A 15,779-nucleotide genomic window follows, 5' to 3' on the forward strand; every position below is an offset into this window, starting at 1 on the left:
GGGATAATAATTTAGGTTATTTGGATAATAACAAAAGGAATATGCTACTTTTTTAGTGATTGTATAATTATTAGAATTTTTAAATTTAACAGAAATATATACTTGAATGAAGTATATATTTCTGTTAAATTTATCCTATGGACAAAACAAGTTTAATTAAAGGTCATTTAGAAATGTGTGTGTTATCTATTTTGTCGAAAAAGAAAAGTTATGGTTATGAAATTATGAAAGAACTTGAAGTACACAATTTAAAATTGAAAGGAGTAGGAAGTATTTACCCTATTTTAACTAAGTTAAAAAATCAAGAGTGGGTAAATACTTATCAAGAAGTAACAGACAGTGGTAAAGTTAGAATCTATTATGAAATTAATGAAAACGGGAAAATACGTCTTGAGAAGAAAATTAATGAGTGGTTAGAATTACAATCTGATATTCAAACATTATTAAAAAGTGGTTTGAAAGGAGACCTTCTGAAATGAGGAATGAATTAAACGGTAAAGAAAATCAATTTTTAACTGACGTACTTAAGGAATTAAAGCAATACGATATCAGCTTAGAAGAAAGGGAAAATATTAAACAACAAATTTTAGAGCATATTCAAGAATGTCGTGAAAATGGGGAGGATAGTATAAATGATCTAGGTACGCCTCAATTATTTGTTCAAGATTTTTTAGAAATAAATGAAATTGACCTACAAGTTAAAATGAGACAACTTCAAAATGAAAAGGGAAATTCGAGCACATTTATCTTAGGTGGCATATTCATCGCAGTTATTACTTACCTCATCTCACAAACTACACTTTCACTATTTTTAACTGAATCATTTAACGGAACTAATAGCAAAAATACATTTAATTATAATCTTTTATATCGTATAGCAGAGAATCAATGGTGGAACTATGTATTAATAATGTTTAGTTTTACGCTCTCTATATTAGTATTTATTAGCCTAGTAAGTTATAAAAAAAGAAAGCTATCTAAAGTATAATGAAGAAAACTATCTATAAACTATTTCAAATTTGTATTCTTTGTAATGTATTAATATTATGTATCGTACATCCAAAAGTTTATGCTCAGCAAAATATTAAAGTTACATTAGATAAGTATATTGAAAAATTTATAAAGGAACAGAACATTCCTGGAGCTTCCGTTGCAATTGTACATCATAAAGATGTATTCTTTACAAAAACATGGGGGATTACTGGGGAGTCTGAAAAAAAGGTAACTAGTAAAACCCCATTTGCGATTGGCTCAATAAGTAAATCTTTAACAGCTTTAGCTATAGTCAAGTTAATAGAAGATAAAAAAATAAAATTAGAGGATTCAGTTCAACAACATCTTCCTTGGTTTAAAGTAAAAGATAATCAATCGGCCTCAAATATAACAATCCAACAGCTACTAACACATTCAAGTGGAATGAGTACCTATGAAGGTTTAGCATTATCAGATAAGCAATCAAAGACTACTACGGCTATAAAAGAAAATGTAATGAAACTGTCGAATGTAACATTAACTGCTCCCCCAGGACAAAAATATCAATATAGTAATGCAAATTATCTCGTTCTTGGTGCACTTATTGAGGAAGTTTCAAAAGAGACATACTCTACTTATATGGAGAAGCAAATTTTTCAGCCATTAAGAATGAATGGTGCAGCAGCAAATAGTGAAGAGTCTTATAAAAAGGGTTATTTAACAGGTTATCAATCATGGTTTGGAATACCAAGAAAAAGTACGGTGTCGTATGATAATGGTGGGACACCATATGGATATATTACAGCAAATCTAGAAGATATGATTCAATTCATTAAGTTTTTGAATCACCAAGAGCATACACAATTTTTAAATAAAGATAGTATGGATCTTTATTTATCTCCATTATATAAAATAGATTCAGCGAAATATTATGGTTTTGGACTGAGGACAACAAATATAAATGGAAACGAAAAGATGGTTTGGCATTCAGGCTCAACTCCTGATTCACATGCAGAAATATTTATTTTAAATGAAACTGGCTGGGGTGTTGTGATTTTAACGAATAAAAATCATGTTTTAGAAGAAGCATCACTACCAGAATTTAAAAAAGGGATTATTAATATTTTGAATGGTGAAGAACCGGTTGATATACCAAAAAATATACCAATAGTTCAAATTGTTATGTCAATATTAATATTCGCACTTTTTATTACAGCAATTATGTTAATAATAAAGTATAAACGTAAGAAAATTTGTAAAAAAATGACCTGGCTTTTTCTAGGGAGTTTATTTCTAATATTATCTATTACTTTAATTCCACTTCTTATTTATAGTACAAATTCACCGTGGCAGACGATTAAAATGTTTTCTGCAGATGTAGCGTTGCTCATTAGTATTATAGTTACTTTATTGAATGTAAATGGATTAATATCAATATATATTGCGTTAAAAAGTGAAGTGGTAAATAAGTCGTAAGAGCTTTTAATTATATAAATATAATACATTAAATAATCGTTTAAACTGTTATAAATAGTTGACTCTCACACAATAATGTCATTGTTTAAGCTTAAGTTGAGCTTCGAATAATTGTAATAAATAGGAGGAACTAATGTTCAAAATAGGAGATTTTTCAAAACTTTCTTCCATTAGCATACGTATGTTGAGACATTACGATAAAGTGGAATTATTACAACCAGTAAAAGTCGATGAGCAAAGTGGTTATCGATATTATTCAGCAGCTCAATTAAAGAAAGTAAATCAAATTCAAGTGTTAAAAGATATGGACGATCTCAAAAAATAATTACGTCTCCTCGAAGACTCAATGAAAACGATGAGAGAGGATGCTATTGAAATGAACTATCATGTTTCATTAAAAGAAATTCCAGAAAGAAATGTAGCAAGTGTTAGAAAGGTTATTCCATCGTATAATTGCGAAGGGGATTTATGGAGTATATTGATGCAAGAAATTAATGTTAAAAATATTAGTATAGCTAATCCGATTTATAGTATTGCTACATTCCATGATCAAGAATATAAGGAAAATGATGTGGATGTAGAAATACAGATAAATATTTTAGGGGAGCATGAAAATACAAAAGATGTTAATTTCAAAAAGATAGATCCATCCTATGTAGCTTCAATAACAGTTAACGGAAGTTATGAACAAATGACAGCTGTAAATGAGGCGGCAGCAAAATGGATTGAAACGGAAGGTTATGAGTTAGCCGGACCGATGTTTAATATTTATCACGTTAGTCCAGCGATGGAATCAGATCCTAATAAGTGGGTTACAGAGGTTTGTTATCCAATTAACAAATAAGTAAAAAAAGCCCTTTAGCTATGCCTTTTTTTACTTATTTGTGCTCAAAAATGTATAGCTAAAGGGCTTGTCGGTTTGATTCATCAACTAAATTTTAAATTACGAAAATAAGTGGAGGCAGTTTAAAAATTTTATACCTACTGGAAATTGTGTTTAAATAAAAACCTTCAAGATAATTTACAGTTGAATCTTAAATTAATGATATGTGTATCCTCCATCAGGAAATAATACATTACCTGTAGTAAAACCATTTTGCATTAAATACAGGACAGTATGTGCAATTTCATCATTATACCCAGGTCTCTGTACAAGAGAAAGAGATTTATAATCTTCATAAGCAGCTAGTCTTTTCTCATTTTGTTCATTCTCTCTTCGTATCGTTCCAGGAGAAACAACATTAACTCTAATAGGAGCTAATTCAACAGCTAAAGCTTTCCCTAAGCTTTCAATAGCACCATTACAAGCGCCATAAGCAGGTGCACCTTTAAGTGGTCTTTGACTAAATGCACCGGACATTAACACGATAGATCCAGATTTTGAAAGAAAAGGAATTGCATATTTTACGGCGTAATATTGTGGCCAAAACTTTCCGATAAAGCTGCTTTCAGCAATTTCCTCTGTAGCGGTTATTGGTCCAAGTGTGTAAGAGGCTCCCGGTGTGAATAAATGATCAAAATTCCCAACTGTCTTGAAAAAATCTTGTAATTGCTCTTTATTTTGATTATCCAATACATAAGTTTGAAGATGGTTGTTATTTATTAATTCTCGAGAAATTTTTAATTTTTCTTCCGATCGTCCTGCAATAATAACATGTGCGCCTTGTTCGATTGCTTGTTTTGCTGTTACTAATCCAATACCAGAGCTTCCACCAATGATAACGATACGAGTATCCTTTAATGTAGTAATAGACATATTTTAGCCCCTCCTTTAATAAAAACTTTAAAATAAAACTGCTATGCTTTTATTATTCGCTAAAAGATTGCAAGTGAAAAGTACGCACTTTATATGTACATAGTCGCAAATTTCGTACTAATCGCTTGTTATATGGATACATAATATAAAAAATTACTCATTATAATTTATGATTTGAGGGGAGTGGTGAGGAAAGTGAATTTAGAGGAACCGAAATTAAAAGGGGTAATAGCGACATTACAAATAATCGGTGGGAAATGGAAGCCACTCATTTTATTTATATTATTAACAGATGGAACGAAACGGTTTGGTGAATTAAAGCGATTAATACCAGACATTTCTCAAGGAACATTAGCGAAGCAGCTTCGTGAATTAGAACAAGATCAACTAATACAACGTGAAATTTATCAAGAAATACCACCTAAAGTGGAATATAGCTTAACTGAGCATGGAAAAACAGTTAGTACTGTTTTAGATAGTATGTGTGGTTGGGGAAGAGGACATTTAGAATATATTGATAAAAATAAAATATAATATTATTATGTAAACTAAATGGGATTTGTCGAAACATATCGTTTTAATAATTTGTATTTTATAATATATAATTAAATAGTGTTATAGGTTATTATATATGCAGTCTTCCAGATGAGGTGATATAGATGAAATGCTGTATCGTTCGAAGTAACTAGTTGTTCGGGGCTGAAAAAATGCGTAGCAGATATAAAAGAAGACGTAGGCCCTTTCACGATAATATCAACTATGAGTCTATTTCGAGAATCATCTAAACAGTTAATGCATTTTTACAAAGGGGAAATAATAAAATGAATGAATTAGAGTATAAAAGTTTTTATGATAAAGTGGGACGATTAAATGGGTGGGACTTTAGTAAGCTAAAGTGTGAAACTGTAGGTGACACTTGGGACTTTTATGGCGAAGTGCAAGAAAGATGTAAACCATCAGATATTCTACTTGATGTTGGCACAGGTGGAGGAGAGAATATATTAAAAATAGCATCTTCAGCTGCATTACTGATTGGAATAGATAATTCTAATGGAATGATCAAAACAGCACATTCCAATTTGAATAAAGCAGGTGTACAAAATGTTGAATTTCTTCAAATGGATTCGGAATTTTTAACGTTTCCGCATGCTCATTTTGATATTACTTCAAGTTGTCATGCGCCGTTTGTAGTATCTGAATTGGCAAAAGTAATGAAAAAAGGTGCTTTTTTCTTAACACAACAAGTTAGCGAACATGATAAATTAAATCTTAAAGAAGCATTTGGTAGAGGGCAATGTTTAGGTGAAAGAGATGGTACGTTAAAAGATAATTATATGGGTGAACTTATTAGTGCAGGATTTGAACTCGTACAAGTACGTGAATATGATGTTACTGATTATTACAGTACTCCTGAGGATCTTATTTTCTTATTAAAACATACGCCTATTATTCCTAGATTTGGAGAAAAAGAAGAGGACTTTAATATTTTACAAAAGTTCATTGACGCTAATAGTTCCGAAAAAGGTATTCGTACGAATTCAAAAAGGTTTATGATTATTGCTGTTAAATCATAGTGTATTTTAACGTAAAAGCTGATTTTCTTTAAAAGAAAATCAGCTTTTTTTGTGGAAAAGAATGCAGGGAAAACTTAAAAATCATAGAAATAGGTAAAGTGGTAATCTGAAAATTGAAATATAGGGGATAATTATTTTGAAACGTTACTATATTAACAACGAAAAAATAAACGCACATATTACTGAGTGGAGAAATAATGAAAAGCCCGTTATCTTTTGTTTACATGGGTTAGGTAGTACGAGTTTAAGTTTTATAGAAATTGCAGAGGAATTAAAGGAAGAGTATAGATTTATCTCCATTGATGCACCTGGGCATGGTAAAACACCGCCCTTTGAAAGAACGGAAGATTATGAGATGCTGAATTTAGCAAACTGGTTAAATGAAATAATAAATGAACTGAGAATTGAACATTTCTATTTTTTATCACATTCGTGGGGAAGTTTTGTAGCACTATTTTATTTATTAAATAATCCAGAAAAAGTACTAGGAAGTATTCTTATTGATGGTGGATATCAAACAAAAAGGCTTCAAGAAGAAACGCTTGAAGAGGAAATCGCGTATTACGAAAAGGATTTTGAAGAATATATTTTTAATAATTGGGGTGGATTTTTCAAAAGTGAAAAAGAAGCATATACTAGGTGGTCTCCATTATTAGAAGTTGCTGTAAAAGACCTAGGGATTGAAATGGATAATAAAGTATGTTGGCATGCGAGAGGTACAACAGCTGGTAATATAATAAGAGGTATGCATAAAGATGAAACGATAGATATTTACGAGAAGTTACCATCTAATATTATATTGCTTCGAGCTACAGTTCCACAAATATGGGATGAATATAGAGATAAAACAGTGAGGATTTTCAAGTTAAAAACTGGCGCGAAAGTAAAATTAATCTCTGATACTACACATTTGTTACACTGGGATAAACCAGAAGTTGTTATAGAGGAAATAAAAAGTAATTGGAGCTAACATATTCATACTAAAGTTGTAGTTTTCACATGAAAAATCCACCCTTCGGTTTGATTTTATCTATTTATAAGTGTAATACAATAAGAATAGATAATAAGAAACAAGGGGGAATGTAAAGTGATTACACATATATCAGATATAAAACTACAAACGGTTTCTATAGAAGGGGTAAAACAAGTCTATAAAGACATATTATCTTTTCCAATAAAAAAAGAAATCGCATCATATATTCAATTTGAAGTAACACCGTATACAACAATTAGTTTTCAAGAAGTATATGAACCAATTGCACCTGCGCATTTCGCTTTTGAGATCCCATATTCAAAGTTTCATGAAACGGCAAAATGGCTTAAAGAGTCTGGATTACTCATTGTGAAATGGAAAGATGGTCATACAATTGGTGAGGAGAATGGTCTATTCAATTTATACTTTAAAGATGGTGATGGAAATCTTCTCGAAATTATTGCACATAGTTATGTTAAAGAAGATGTATTAGTCCCGCATTCACCGTTAAACATTTTATACGTAAGGGAAATTGGTCTTCCGGTTAAAAGTGTACCTGTATTTACGGAATGGTTGAAATCAAATCTAGACATGAAAACGAAGGAAGATGGGGATATTTTTAACTTTGTAATAGGTGGCACTGCATATATCGTTGCAACCTGGTGGCAGCGACCGTGGATTCCAATCGCGATGAAAGCTTTACCACCGAAAGTACATGTTTCATTCGGAACACCGGATCATGCGTTTTTACAACAAATCCAAAATAACTTTAAGAAAAATGGTGTTCCATTTGAAAGTAAACATACTGAAGTATTGTTTATTCAACAAGGGTATTCATTTTCTGTTTTGCATACACCGGAGTTTCATTCCGATATTCCTAGAAAATTAAACTTACCACTTTCTATATAATTATAGGGAGGGGTAAGTTTTTTTCATTTTCATGAAGAAGGGTTTCAGTATAATTACACTGAATTTATAGAGGACTATAAGGCGTTATTCTAATTTACTGTAAGGAGAGAAATGAATTGAATCTAGGAAATCCGATAGCCAAAGGAAATACGGCTGAAATTTATCTTTGTGATAATAAAGTTGTGAAATTGTTTAAAGAATACCTCCCTAATACAGAATCTCTATACGAAGCACGAAAACAAAAGTATGCATATTCATGTGGTTTACACGTTCCTAAAGTATTTGAAGTTACAGAGATACAAGGTAGACAAGCTATTATTATGGAATATGTAGAAGGGGAAAGTGTTGGTGAGCTTTTGCTTAATAATTTGAGTAAAGCGGAGCATTACATAAGTATATGTGTTAGTGTACAACAAAAGATTCATGCGATCTATGTGAGATCGGATGAAATAGAGCTGATGGAAAAGAGGCTTTATCGTCAAATTAACTCCGTACATGATCTGGATGAAAAACAAAAGGGAAATATATTAAAAAAGTTAGATTCAATCACATTTGAACCTAGATTATGTCATGGTGATTTTCATCCGCTTAATTTAATTATGAGTAATGGTGATGTGAATATTATAGATTGGGTTGATGCTAGTTCAGGTGATATTCGTGCAGATGTGTTTCGGACATACTTATTGTATTCACAGAATTCAGAGGAATTAGCTGAAATGTATTTACATATATATTGCAAAAAAACAGGTTTATTAAGAGATGAAATTTTCCAGTGGGCTCCTATTATTGGCGCAGCTAGATTGGCAGAGAGTACACCTCTGTAAATAAAAGATGTTTTCAAGTATTTATTTTGATCCCTATTAAAATAGTGAATCATTTATTTTTTACTCATTGATTCTCTCCGTTATTTTTCTTGCTAATTCTTTTCGGTTTGTCATATACTAAAAAGAGACCAAATGTTTTCTTTTAGGAGGACACTATGCGTAAAGGTGAATTAACAAAAAGAATGATTCTTGATCGTTCCTCTGCTCTGTTTAATATAAAGGGGTATAGTGGTTCTTCAATTTCTGATATTATGCGAGAGACTGGGCTAGAGAAGGGTGGTATTTATCGTCACTTTAAAAATAAAGATGACTTGGCTGTTCAAGCCTTTCAGCACGCAACTTCACAAATGGGAGTGCGTTATATTGAAGAAATAAAAAAAGCATCCACTACATTTGATAAGTTAAAAAGTTTTATCTCAGTTTTTACATCTCTCGTTCATAATGATCCTCTTCCAGGAGGCTGTCCAATCATGAATGTAACGTTAGAAGCAGATGATTCTCACCCACTTATGGCAGAACAAGCACAGATAGCGATGAATCAATTACTTGGAATGATTGAAAAGATTATTACGAATGGAATTGAGCAAGGGGAGTTAAGATCAGATACTCAAGCAAAGCAGATTGCTATCATCTGGATTTCTTCTCTTGAAGGAGCACTTGCCTTGTCACGCTTATACCAAGATACAGTCTATATTGATACAGTATCGTCACAACTTTTAGATGAATTGGAAAAACAAATTACGGCCAAGTAAGCCGTAATTTTTATCGCAAAAAAGAGACTGTTCGGTTTCTTTTTTGAGGGGGTGATCACTTAATAGAAATTCCATGATGGAACTATGAAAAAACGGTTGAGAGAAGAATGGTACTAATACAAAATAGTAAATTGAAAAATGTGTAGAGTATGAACAATTTCGGCCTACCAGTTTCTAATTTTTGGAGGAGTGTGAAAAAGGATATGAGAGAAATAGAAACAATCGTAATTGGCTCTGGACCTGGAGGATATGTTGCTGCAATAAGAGCTTCACAATTAGGGAAACAAGTGGCAATTATAGAAAGAGAGAATCTTGGTGGCGTATGTGCTAACGTCGGCTGCATTCCATCTAAGGCACTTATTTCTGTAGGTCATCGTTTTGAGGAAACAAAGCATTCAGAAAATATGGGTATTTTTTCTTCTGGTGTAAATGTTGATTTTGCAAAAGTACAAGAATTTAAAAACAACGTTGTAAAGAAATTAGTAGGTGGTGTAGAAGGGTTATTAAAAAGCAATAAAGTAGAAGTGATAAAAAGTGAAGCTTATTTCATGGATGCTAACACTATACGAGTAACCAATAAAGATGTAGCTCAAACATATACATTTAAAAATGCAATTATAGCTACTGGATCACGCCCAGTTGAAATTCCAACATTTAAATTTACAAAACGTGTGATTAACTCTACAGGTGTACTTAGTTTAACTGAAGTTCCAAGTAAATTGGTTGTAATCGGTGGTGGTTACATTGGTACTGAATTGGGCTCTGCTTACGCTTCCCTCGGTTCTATAGTAACAATTATTGAAGGAGGTAAAGATATTTTAACTGGCTTCGATAAACAAATGACTCAAATTGTGAAAGAAGACCTTATAAACAAAGGTGTTACAGTAATAGTAGATGCATCCGCTAAAGGTGTTGAAGAAGTTGAAAATGGTGTAATTGTTACCTACGAAATTGGTGGTGAAGAAAAGAAAGTTGACGCTGATTACGTATTAGTAACGGTTGGCCGTCGTCCTAATACTGAAAATATGGGTTTTGAAAAAATCGGTATTGAGTTTTCTGACCGCGGTTTATTAAAAGTTGATCAACAATGCCGTACTAACCTTCCGAACATTTTTGCTATCGGTGATATTATTGCTGGTCCACAGCTTGCACATAAAGCATTTTACGAAGGAAAAGTAGCTGCTGAAGCTATTTCTGGTGAACTATCATGTGTTGATTACTTGGCAATTCCAGCAGTTTGTTTCACAAATCCTGAATTAGCTACAGTTGGTTATACTGAAGAGCGAGCAAAGGCAGAAGGCATGGAAGTAAAAGTGATTCAATCCCCATTTTCAGCAAACGGTCGTGCACTTGTATCAAATGAAGGAAAAGGGTTCTTGAGGCTATTGGTGCGTAAAGAAGATGGTGTATTAGTAGGTGCTCAAATCGTGGGTAATGGTGCATCAGAAATAATTGCCGAAATGGGTTTAGCAATTGAATCAGGCATGACAGTTGAAGATATTGCATTAACACCACATGCTCAACTAACTTTAAGTGAGATTGTGATGGAAGCTGCTGAGGACTTAATTTACAATTTTAAATAAATATTAATTAATAAAAATTGGATTGCTTCGTTTTTTAGAAATTCTAAATAAAATAAATGTAGAGATAAATATGTAAAAAACAATCTTTACTAATAAACTTCTTAATAACATATTATGGCTAATTGAGCCGTTTTTTTACCGTGAAAAAGAGACTATTCGATTTCTTTTTGTGAGAGGATTTATTCATTTATTAGAGAATTAAAAGTCGAATTATGGAAAACAAATATGAGAGGAGAATACAAATGAGTCAATTTGTTAATTCAACAATGGAAGGTAAAAATTTTAGTGCTGTTCAAGTAGGAAAGTGGGAGGATCTGCTTCAATATAAAAATGGAAATCCATTTAAAGCTCCTGGAAAGGTATTTCTTAAAGATGACTTACAATGTACAGGGATGGAAGTTTCACTAAATGTTTTCCCTCCAGGCATTTCAATGCCCTTTTATCATAAGCATAGAGAAAATGAAGAGCTGTATATCTTCGTCAAAGGACAAGGGGAATTCAAGATTGATGATGAAATTCTTGAAATCAAAGAGGGTACTGTCATAAGGGTGGCACAAGAGGGGGAAAGAATTTGGCGTAACAATTCAAGTGAACCTCTCTATTTTATTTGTATTCAAGCTAGGGCAAATACTTTGGAAGAAAGTAATATCGAGGATGGTATTAAGTTAGATAAATCCGTTGAATGGATTGAAAAATAGGTGCCACTGTACGATTAAATATCGTTTCGCTCCTTGTATTTTGTCTTTTGAAGAAAACTTATCTATAGAAAAGTACACCCAATTGTTAAATTGAATGTAACAATTGGGTGTACTTCATAGGAAACCAACTGTGTTTAAAGAATGGCTTTTTTCAATCTTTATTCTATAAAGGTTCATTATCCGTACTTGTTCCTCAGTTAACTCTTCTTTATTCCAATACATATGCATTAAACTATATTCGAATATCTCCTTTAATTTAATAAACAATGGAAGCTGCTCTATCATTTCTGTAGGTAAATCATTTTCCTCCTGGTATCCGCCGATTATTGCTTTTGTAATAGAATTCTCATAGTCGACTATGTTGCCATTCCCAACGAAAGAATATTCTATCGCGCTATAGACTGGAACAGCTAAATCGAATATGTAAAAATGTTTTTCACAGTCTTGAAAATCAATCATTGTTAAATTTAAATCATTGTCCACTAATATGTTTTCTAACCATAAATCTCCATGAATTAAGCCGTAATTTGAAGTGGACTTTGGCAGCTCCTTTATAGAAGTTAAAACGTCAGATGCAATTTCTCTTATAGTAGTCTCTTCTTTTGGGATATAGTTAAGAAAATTATACTCTTCATTTTGATACCAGTCGTTTATATGTTTTACTGGTTCAATACTTTCAAAATTTTTAGATGCACGATGTAATTTACCAATTTGTTGACCAAGCTTTTTAAATACATTAGAATTCCATTCGTTTCTTGGTAAATGTATACCAGGAGCAGCTTTATATAATACAGCAAAAACTTCTTTGTCTAATGTTATTTTCTCTACTAAATTCCCCTTTAAAGAAGGTATTATGGGAGGGACTCCTAAGCCCTTTTGATATAAAAATTTCGTATATGTAACTTCTTCTAATTGCTCTTCATATGTTTTATAGTTTGTAATTCTAACGAAGTAAGTACCTTGTGCTGTGAGACATTGATACATTTCATTTGTTATTGGTTTCATTTCAATAAAATCCAATGGATATAGTTTATTAATTAGTTTAAGTATCTCTTTTTCTATATTATTCATTTTAACTTCCTTTCCAAACATAAATTTTCCACTCACAAAACTACTAGTTCATTAACTTACAAATTTCGTGTTTTATTTGGTAGAATCCTTTAAAAAAGATTTATCCCGTAAAAGTCCGATTAGTATGGGATAATAATCAGTGGGGAGGAACAAGCTCCCCACTGATTAAAGTTTCACTTTATTGAAAAGTAAATGTATGACAAAATAAGATAGCTGAAAAAATATGAAATGAGTAATTACATATGATATTTAAAGGTTCTAGAGGGTGGTTAATGTTATAAACCACAAGAAATATCAAAAGAAAGAAGTGGATACTTCTTATAATATTTAGTGAGGAGGGAGATAAATGAATGAACATATACAGCTAATGATTGAATGGATTGAGGGCAATTTAAAAAAGGAGTTTTCATTAGATAAATTATCTGATTATATGGGGTATTCTCCTTACTTCTGTTCGTTTAAATTTCATCAAGTAACAGGGATAAGTATTAGACGATATATTCTTCTTAGAAGATTGTATTTATCAACGGAAGATTTGACGAATGATAGAAAGATAATTGATATCGCATTTGATTACGATTACTCTTCGCAAGAGGCTTATAGTAGAGCATTTAAAACTGTTTTTGGTATAACCCCAGGGAAATTCCAACTTAACAAAATACCGGTTCAATCATTTATTAAACTCTCAATCAATGATGGCAAGGAGTGGGATAGAATGAATTTTTCTAGAAAAGTTGAAGTTAATCAGTTACGAAATGCGAAGAGTGAGCTGTTTGATAAAGATGTACTAAACATATTAAATGGTCAATTTATGTATGAAGAATTTAAAAGTGAAAGACTAATGGGGGAATCTGATTACGCTCCATTTAATGAAGCTATGTGTGTAAATGCGACTACTGCACAGATTTTTGATGATGAGTTTATTAAAACAAGGGCAGAAGGACATCAAGGTACTGTAGAAAATTATATAAAAAAGGTTATTCATCCTTTAGAGAATCTTTTTAAGAAAGAGTATAAATGTATCGTTTTATGGTTTGGTGAGGATATGTTTTGCCAAATGAATCTACTTACCGTACTTTCTTATCTTGAACAGTCTGATTATAAGGGAAAAGTATACTTAAATAGCTTCAGAGAGGATGAATTTAAAGTAAGTCAAATTGAACTTGAATTAGGAAACTATTTTTCAGTTTATAATCAAGTTCTAGTAAATCAAAAAAAACCATCTCATGAGATACTACCTGTAATGTATCAGGCGATAGATTTATATTTAGAGATGCTAAAAGAAAATAATGTAGTAGTAAAGTATATCTCCAAAAATAAAGGTTTACCAACACAAGAGTTACTAAAAAGGTTGTTTAATCTTTTTCCAACAATAGGATATGGGGACCTACAATATATAGAGCTTATTAATAAAGCGAGATAAAGATTCAATTTGTGTTGAATAAAAAACAATAAAAAATGCACCTATAAGGACAGATGCATTTTTTTATTTATATTTGTTTAAGTAATTCCAATTCCTCTTCTACAAATGCCATTAATTCTTTTATTGTCTCACTAGAAAAATCAAAACGAATTCCAGCTGCTTCATATACCTCTGGTAAGGATTCAGAGCTACCTAGAGATAATGCTTTTTTGTAATTTTGTAGTGCTTGTTTAGGATTCTCCTTGTATTGTTTATACATTTGCAATGCACCAAGTTGCGCGATTGCATATTCAATATAATAGAAGGGTATTTCGAATATGTGTAGTACAGGTAACCAGCCAGTTGCTATCCAGTTTTCATAACCTTCAATATTTACCACATTCGATTGGTAAGTGTTATGTAATTCTAAATATTTTTCATTTCTTTCTTTAGCAGTATGATTTGGATTTTCATACATCCAATGTTGGAATTGATCAACGATAAGCATTTGTGGTAAATACTTAACAATATCTTTAAAGAAATCTAATTTTGCTTTTATAAATTCTTCTGTATTCTCATAAAATGTATCCCAATACTCCATCGAAAACAATTCCATTGTCATGCTGGCTAGCTCAGCTGATTCTGAAGGGATTTCTAAATATTTTTGTAGCTTTAGCTGCTTCATACATTCATTATGAATACTATGGCCCATTTCATGGAGGAAAGTAGTAACATCATAATGTGTATGATTGAGATTCATAAAAATAAAAGATAATTGAGAAGCAGGTAAGTGTTCGCAAAATCCTCCAGGTGCTTTTCCTTTACGACTTTCTAAATCTAAGCAATCATTTTTATGCATACGGCTCAATAATGCAGAAAATTCTGGGTCTAGTTTTTGTAAAATATGAGAACTTTTTTCGATTAAATCACTCTCGTCTTCAATGGGTTTTAATACTTTTTGATTTGGTGCGGCTGCTTTTAGATCCCACGGACGAAGTGTATCTACTTGAAGTTCAGCTTTTTTCTCATTAAATATATTATCAATAAGTGGCACAACGTATTTACGAACGGATTCTGCAAGTTCATAGCAATCATCAGCCGTATAATCAAAACGTTCATGTTTTTTAAACATATAATCACGATAATTATCTAATTGAATGTTTTTTGCCTTTTGGTGACGGATTGCAATTAATTCATTTAAAATATGTTGTAAATTATTTTCAACAGATAAGAATTTTTCAGAAATGAGCGTTTTTGCTTTTTTTCGTATATCACGATTCGGATTTTGTAAGTAAGACTGTAGTTCAGTAATTGTTTTTTCTTCGCCATCCCATAGTGCAGTCAAACTGCCTGTAATTTCGAAGTACTCGGTTACTAATTTGTCTTCTTTTACTTCTAAATCAATGTTCTTTTCACAAAATAATGTTTGCGCATTTTTTATTTTTTTATCTAGTAAGCTATAAGTTTTTGGATCAAGTTGCATTCGAAATGGTGACTCTAAATATTTATTATCAAAGGAATTTTGATAACGTTTCAAAAGAGGCCTTACATATTGTTGATCATATTCAAACGTATCTTTTATTTCTTTGTTATCTGTATTACATTGAAAGTCAATATAGTGTGATCTCAATTGTTCTTCGATTTCCCATATTAATTTCGACTGTGTTTTCAGCCAATTTTCTAAATCTTCTCCTGAAGAAATGGGTTTACTTAATAAAGTAGATAATTCGTTCTCTAGCTCATGTATATTACGGATATCGATCGTATTAGAGTTCTGCATTATTTACCC

The 15,779-nt window shown here is 31.7% G+C and carries 15 protein-coding genes and 1 pseudogene; 13 read left to right on the plus strand and 3 right to left on the minus strand.

Annotated features, from left to right (window positions below; genetic code table 11):
• Positions 1 to 137: 137 nt before the first annotated feature.
• The 4 genes and pseudogenes from MKX37_RS12435 to MKX37_RS12450 all read left to right on the plus strand — a co-directional run bounded on the left by MKX37_RS12435 (position 138) and on the right by MKX37_RS12450 (position 3,292).
• Complete coding sequence (locus MKX37_RS12435) at positions 138 to 479, plus strand: PadR family transcriptional regulator (RefSeq protein WP_002032268.1); 342 nt, start codon at positions 138 to 140, stop codon at positions 477 to 479.
• Complete coding sequence (locus MKX37_RS12440) at positions 476 to 988, plus strand: hypothetical protein (protein WP_002168325.1); 513 nt, start codon at positions 476 to 478, stop codon at positions 986 to 988. Before MKX37_RS12435 ends, MKX37_RS12440 begins: the two co-directional genes overlap by 4 nt.
• Positions 988 to 2,448: a serine hydrolase domain-containing protein gene (locus MKX37_RS12445; RefSeq protein WP_078422395.1), complete on the plus strand. Its 1,461-nt coding sequence runs from the start codon at positions 988 to 990 to the stop codon at positions 2,446 to 2,448. The genes MKX37_RS12440 and MKX37_RS12445 overlap by 1 nt, the downstream gene beginning before the upstream one ends.
• Positions 2,449 to 2,581: 133 nt before the next feature.
• A pseudogene (locus MKX37_RS12450) lies at positions 2,582 to 3,292 on the plus strand (MerR family transcriptional regulator).
• A 195-nt stretch (positions 3,293 to 3,487) separates the two neighbouring features.
• On the opposite strand, the gene MKX37_RS12455 reads toward MKX37_RS12450, so the two are convergent.
• Complete coding sequence (locus MKX37_RS12455) at positions 3,488 to 4,204, minus strand: SDR family oxidoreductase (RefSeq protein WP_002085411.1); 717 nt, start codon at positions 4,202 to 4,204, stop codon at positions 3,488 to 3,490.
• Between the two features lie 195 nt (positions 4,205 to 4,399).
• On the opposite strand from MKX37_RS12455, the gene MKX37_RS12460 reads away from it, so the two are divergent.
• The 8 genes from MKX37_RS12460 to MKX37_RS12495 all read left to right on the plus strand — a co-directional run bounded on the left by MKX37_RS12460 (position 4,400) and on the right by MKX37_RS12495 (position 11,517).
• Entirely contained in the window at positions 4,400 to 4,738 is a 339-nt protein-coding gene (locus MKX37_RS12460; RefSeq protein ID WP_033713746.1) for a winged helix-turn-helix transcriptional regulator, read from the plus strand.
• Between the two features lie 287 nt (positions 4,739 to 5,025).
• A complete protein-coding gene (locus tag MKX37_RS12465; protein ID WP_078422394.1) occupies positions 5,026 to 5,778 on the plus strand; it encodes a class I SAM-dependent methyltransferase in 753 nt (250 codons plus the stop codon).
• A 136-nt stretch (positions 5,779 to 5,914) separates the two neighbouring features.
• Entirely contained in the window at positions 5,915 to 6,748 is an 834-nt protein-coding gene (locus tag MKX37_RS12470; protein WP_033729429.1) for an alpha/beta hydrolase, read from the plus strand.
• 117 nt (positions 6,749 to 6,865) lie between these two features.
• Complete coding sequence (locus MKX37_RS12475; protein WP_003189410.1) at positions 6,866 to 7,660, plus strand: VOC family protein; 795 nt, start codon at positions 6,866 to 6,868, stop codon at positions 7,658 to 7,660.
• Positions 7,661 to 7,776: 116 nt separating this feature from the next.
• The gene (locus MKX37_RS12480; RefSeq protein WP_078422393.1) at positions 7,777 to 8,484 is read left to right on the plus strand and encodes a phosphotransferase family protein; all 708 of its coding nucleotides are present in this window, start codon (positions 7,777 to 7,779) and stop codon (positions 8,482 to 8,484) included.
• A gap of 155 nt (positions 8,485 to 8,639) precedes the next feature.
• Complete coding sequence (locus tag MKX37_RS12485; protein ID WP_078422392.1) at positions 8,640 to 9,236, plus strand: TetR/AcrR family transcriptional regulator; 597 nt, start codon at positions 8,640 to 8,642, stop codon at positions 9,234 to 9,236.
• A 203-nt stretch (positions 9,237 to 9,439) separates the two neighbouring features.
• Positions 9,440 to 10,819, plus strand: a complete 1,380-nt coding sequence (gene lpdA, locus MKX37_RS12490) for a dihydrolipoyl dehydrogenase (protein ID WP_078422391.1) — start codon at positions 9,440 to 9,442, stop codon at positions 10,817 to 10,819.
• A 242-nt stretch (positions 10,820 to 11,061) separates the two neighbouring features.
• Positions 11,062 to 11,517 carry a cupin domain-containing protein gene (locus MKX37_RS12495; protein ID WP_002127529.1) on the plus strand — a complete coding sequence of 152 codons (456 nt, stop codon included), beginning with the start codon at positions 11,062 to 11,064 and terminating at the stop codon, positions 11,515 to 11,517.
• A gap of 114 nt (positions 11,518 to 11,631) precedes the next feature.
• On the opposite strand, the gene MKX37_RS12500 is transcribed toward MKX37_RS12495, so the two are convergent.
• Positions 11,632 to 12,609 (minus strand): phosphotransferase enzyme family protein, encoded by a 978-nt coding sequence (locus MKX37_RS12500; protein WP_033729425.1) that lies wholly within the window; start codon positions 12,607 to 12,609, stop codon positions 11,632 to 11,634.
• A gap of 325 nt (positions 12,610 to 12,934) precedes the next feature.
• On the opposite strand from MKX37_RS12500, the gene MKX37_RS12505 reads away from it, so the two are divergent.
• A complete protein-coding gene (locus tag MKX37_RS12505) occupies positions 12,935 to 14,011 on the plus strand; it encodes a helix-turn-helix domain-containing protein (protein ID WP_050000480.1) in 1,077 nt (358 codons plus the stop codon).
• A gap of 67 nt (positions 14,012 to 14,078) precedes the next feature.
• On the opposite strand, the gene MKX37_RS12510 is transcribed toward MKX37_RS12505, so the two are convergent.
• Positions 14,079 to 15,770, minus strand: coding sequence for a M3 family oligoendopeptidase (locus tag MKX37_RS12510; protein ID WP_078422390.1), 1,692 nt, complete (start codon positions 15,768 to 15,770; stop codon positions 14,079 to 14,081).
• Between the last annotated feature and the right edge of the window lie 9 nt (positions 15,771 to 15,779).

The organism is Bacillus sp. FSL R5-0709 (assembly GCF_038004785.1).
Lineage (GTDB): Bacteria > Bacillota > Bacilli > Bacillales > Bacillaceae_G > Bacillus_A > Bacillus_A mycoides.

Bases quoted from the DNA above. Each gene is read 5' to 3' on its own strand.
- MKX37_RS12510 (WP_078422390.1), bottom strand. From the start codon at position 15,770: ATGCAGAACTCTAATACGATCGATATCCGTAATATACATGAGCTAGAG.
- MKX37_RS12435 (WP_002032268.1), top strand. From the start codon at position 138: ATGGACAAAACAAGTTTAATTAAAGGTCATTTAGAAATGTGTGTGTTA.
- MKX37_RS12445 (WP_078422395.1), top strand. From the start codon at position 988: ATGAAGAAAACTATCTATAAACTATTTCAAATTTGTATTCTTTGTAAT.
- MKX37_RS12505 (WP_050000480.1), top strand. From the start codon at position 12,935: ATGAATGAACATATACAGCTAATGATTGAATGGATTGAGGGCAATTTA.
- MKX37_RS12465 (WP_078422394.1), top strand. From the start codon at position 5,026: ATGAATGAATTAGAGTATAAAAGTTTTTATGATAAAGTGGGACGATTA.
- MKX37_RS12455 (WP_002085411.1), bottom strand. From the start codon at position 4,204: ATGTCTATTACTACATTAAAGGATACTCGTATCGTTATCATTGGTGGA.
- MKX37_RS12500 (WP_033729425.1), bottom strand. From the start codon at position 12,609: ATGTTTGGAAAGGAAGTTAAAATGAATAATATAGAAAAAGAGATACTT.
- MKX37_RS12495 (WP_002127529.1), top strand. From the start codon at position 11,062: ATGAGTCAATTTGTTAATTCAACAATGGAAGGTAAAAATTTTAGTGCT.
- MKX37_RS12440 (WP_002168325.1), top strand. From the start codon at position 476: ATGAGGAATGAATTAAACGGTAAAGAAAATCAATTTTTAACTGACGTA.
- MKX37_RS12485 (WP_078422392.1), top strand. From the start codon at position 8,640: ATGCGTAAAGGTGAATTAACAAAAAGAATGATTCTTGATCGTTCCTCT.
- lpdA (WP_078422391.1), top strand. From the start codon at position 9,440: ATGAGAGAAATAGAAACAATCGTAATTGGCTCTGGACCTGGAGGATAT.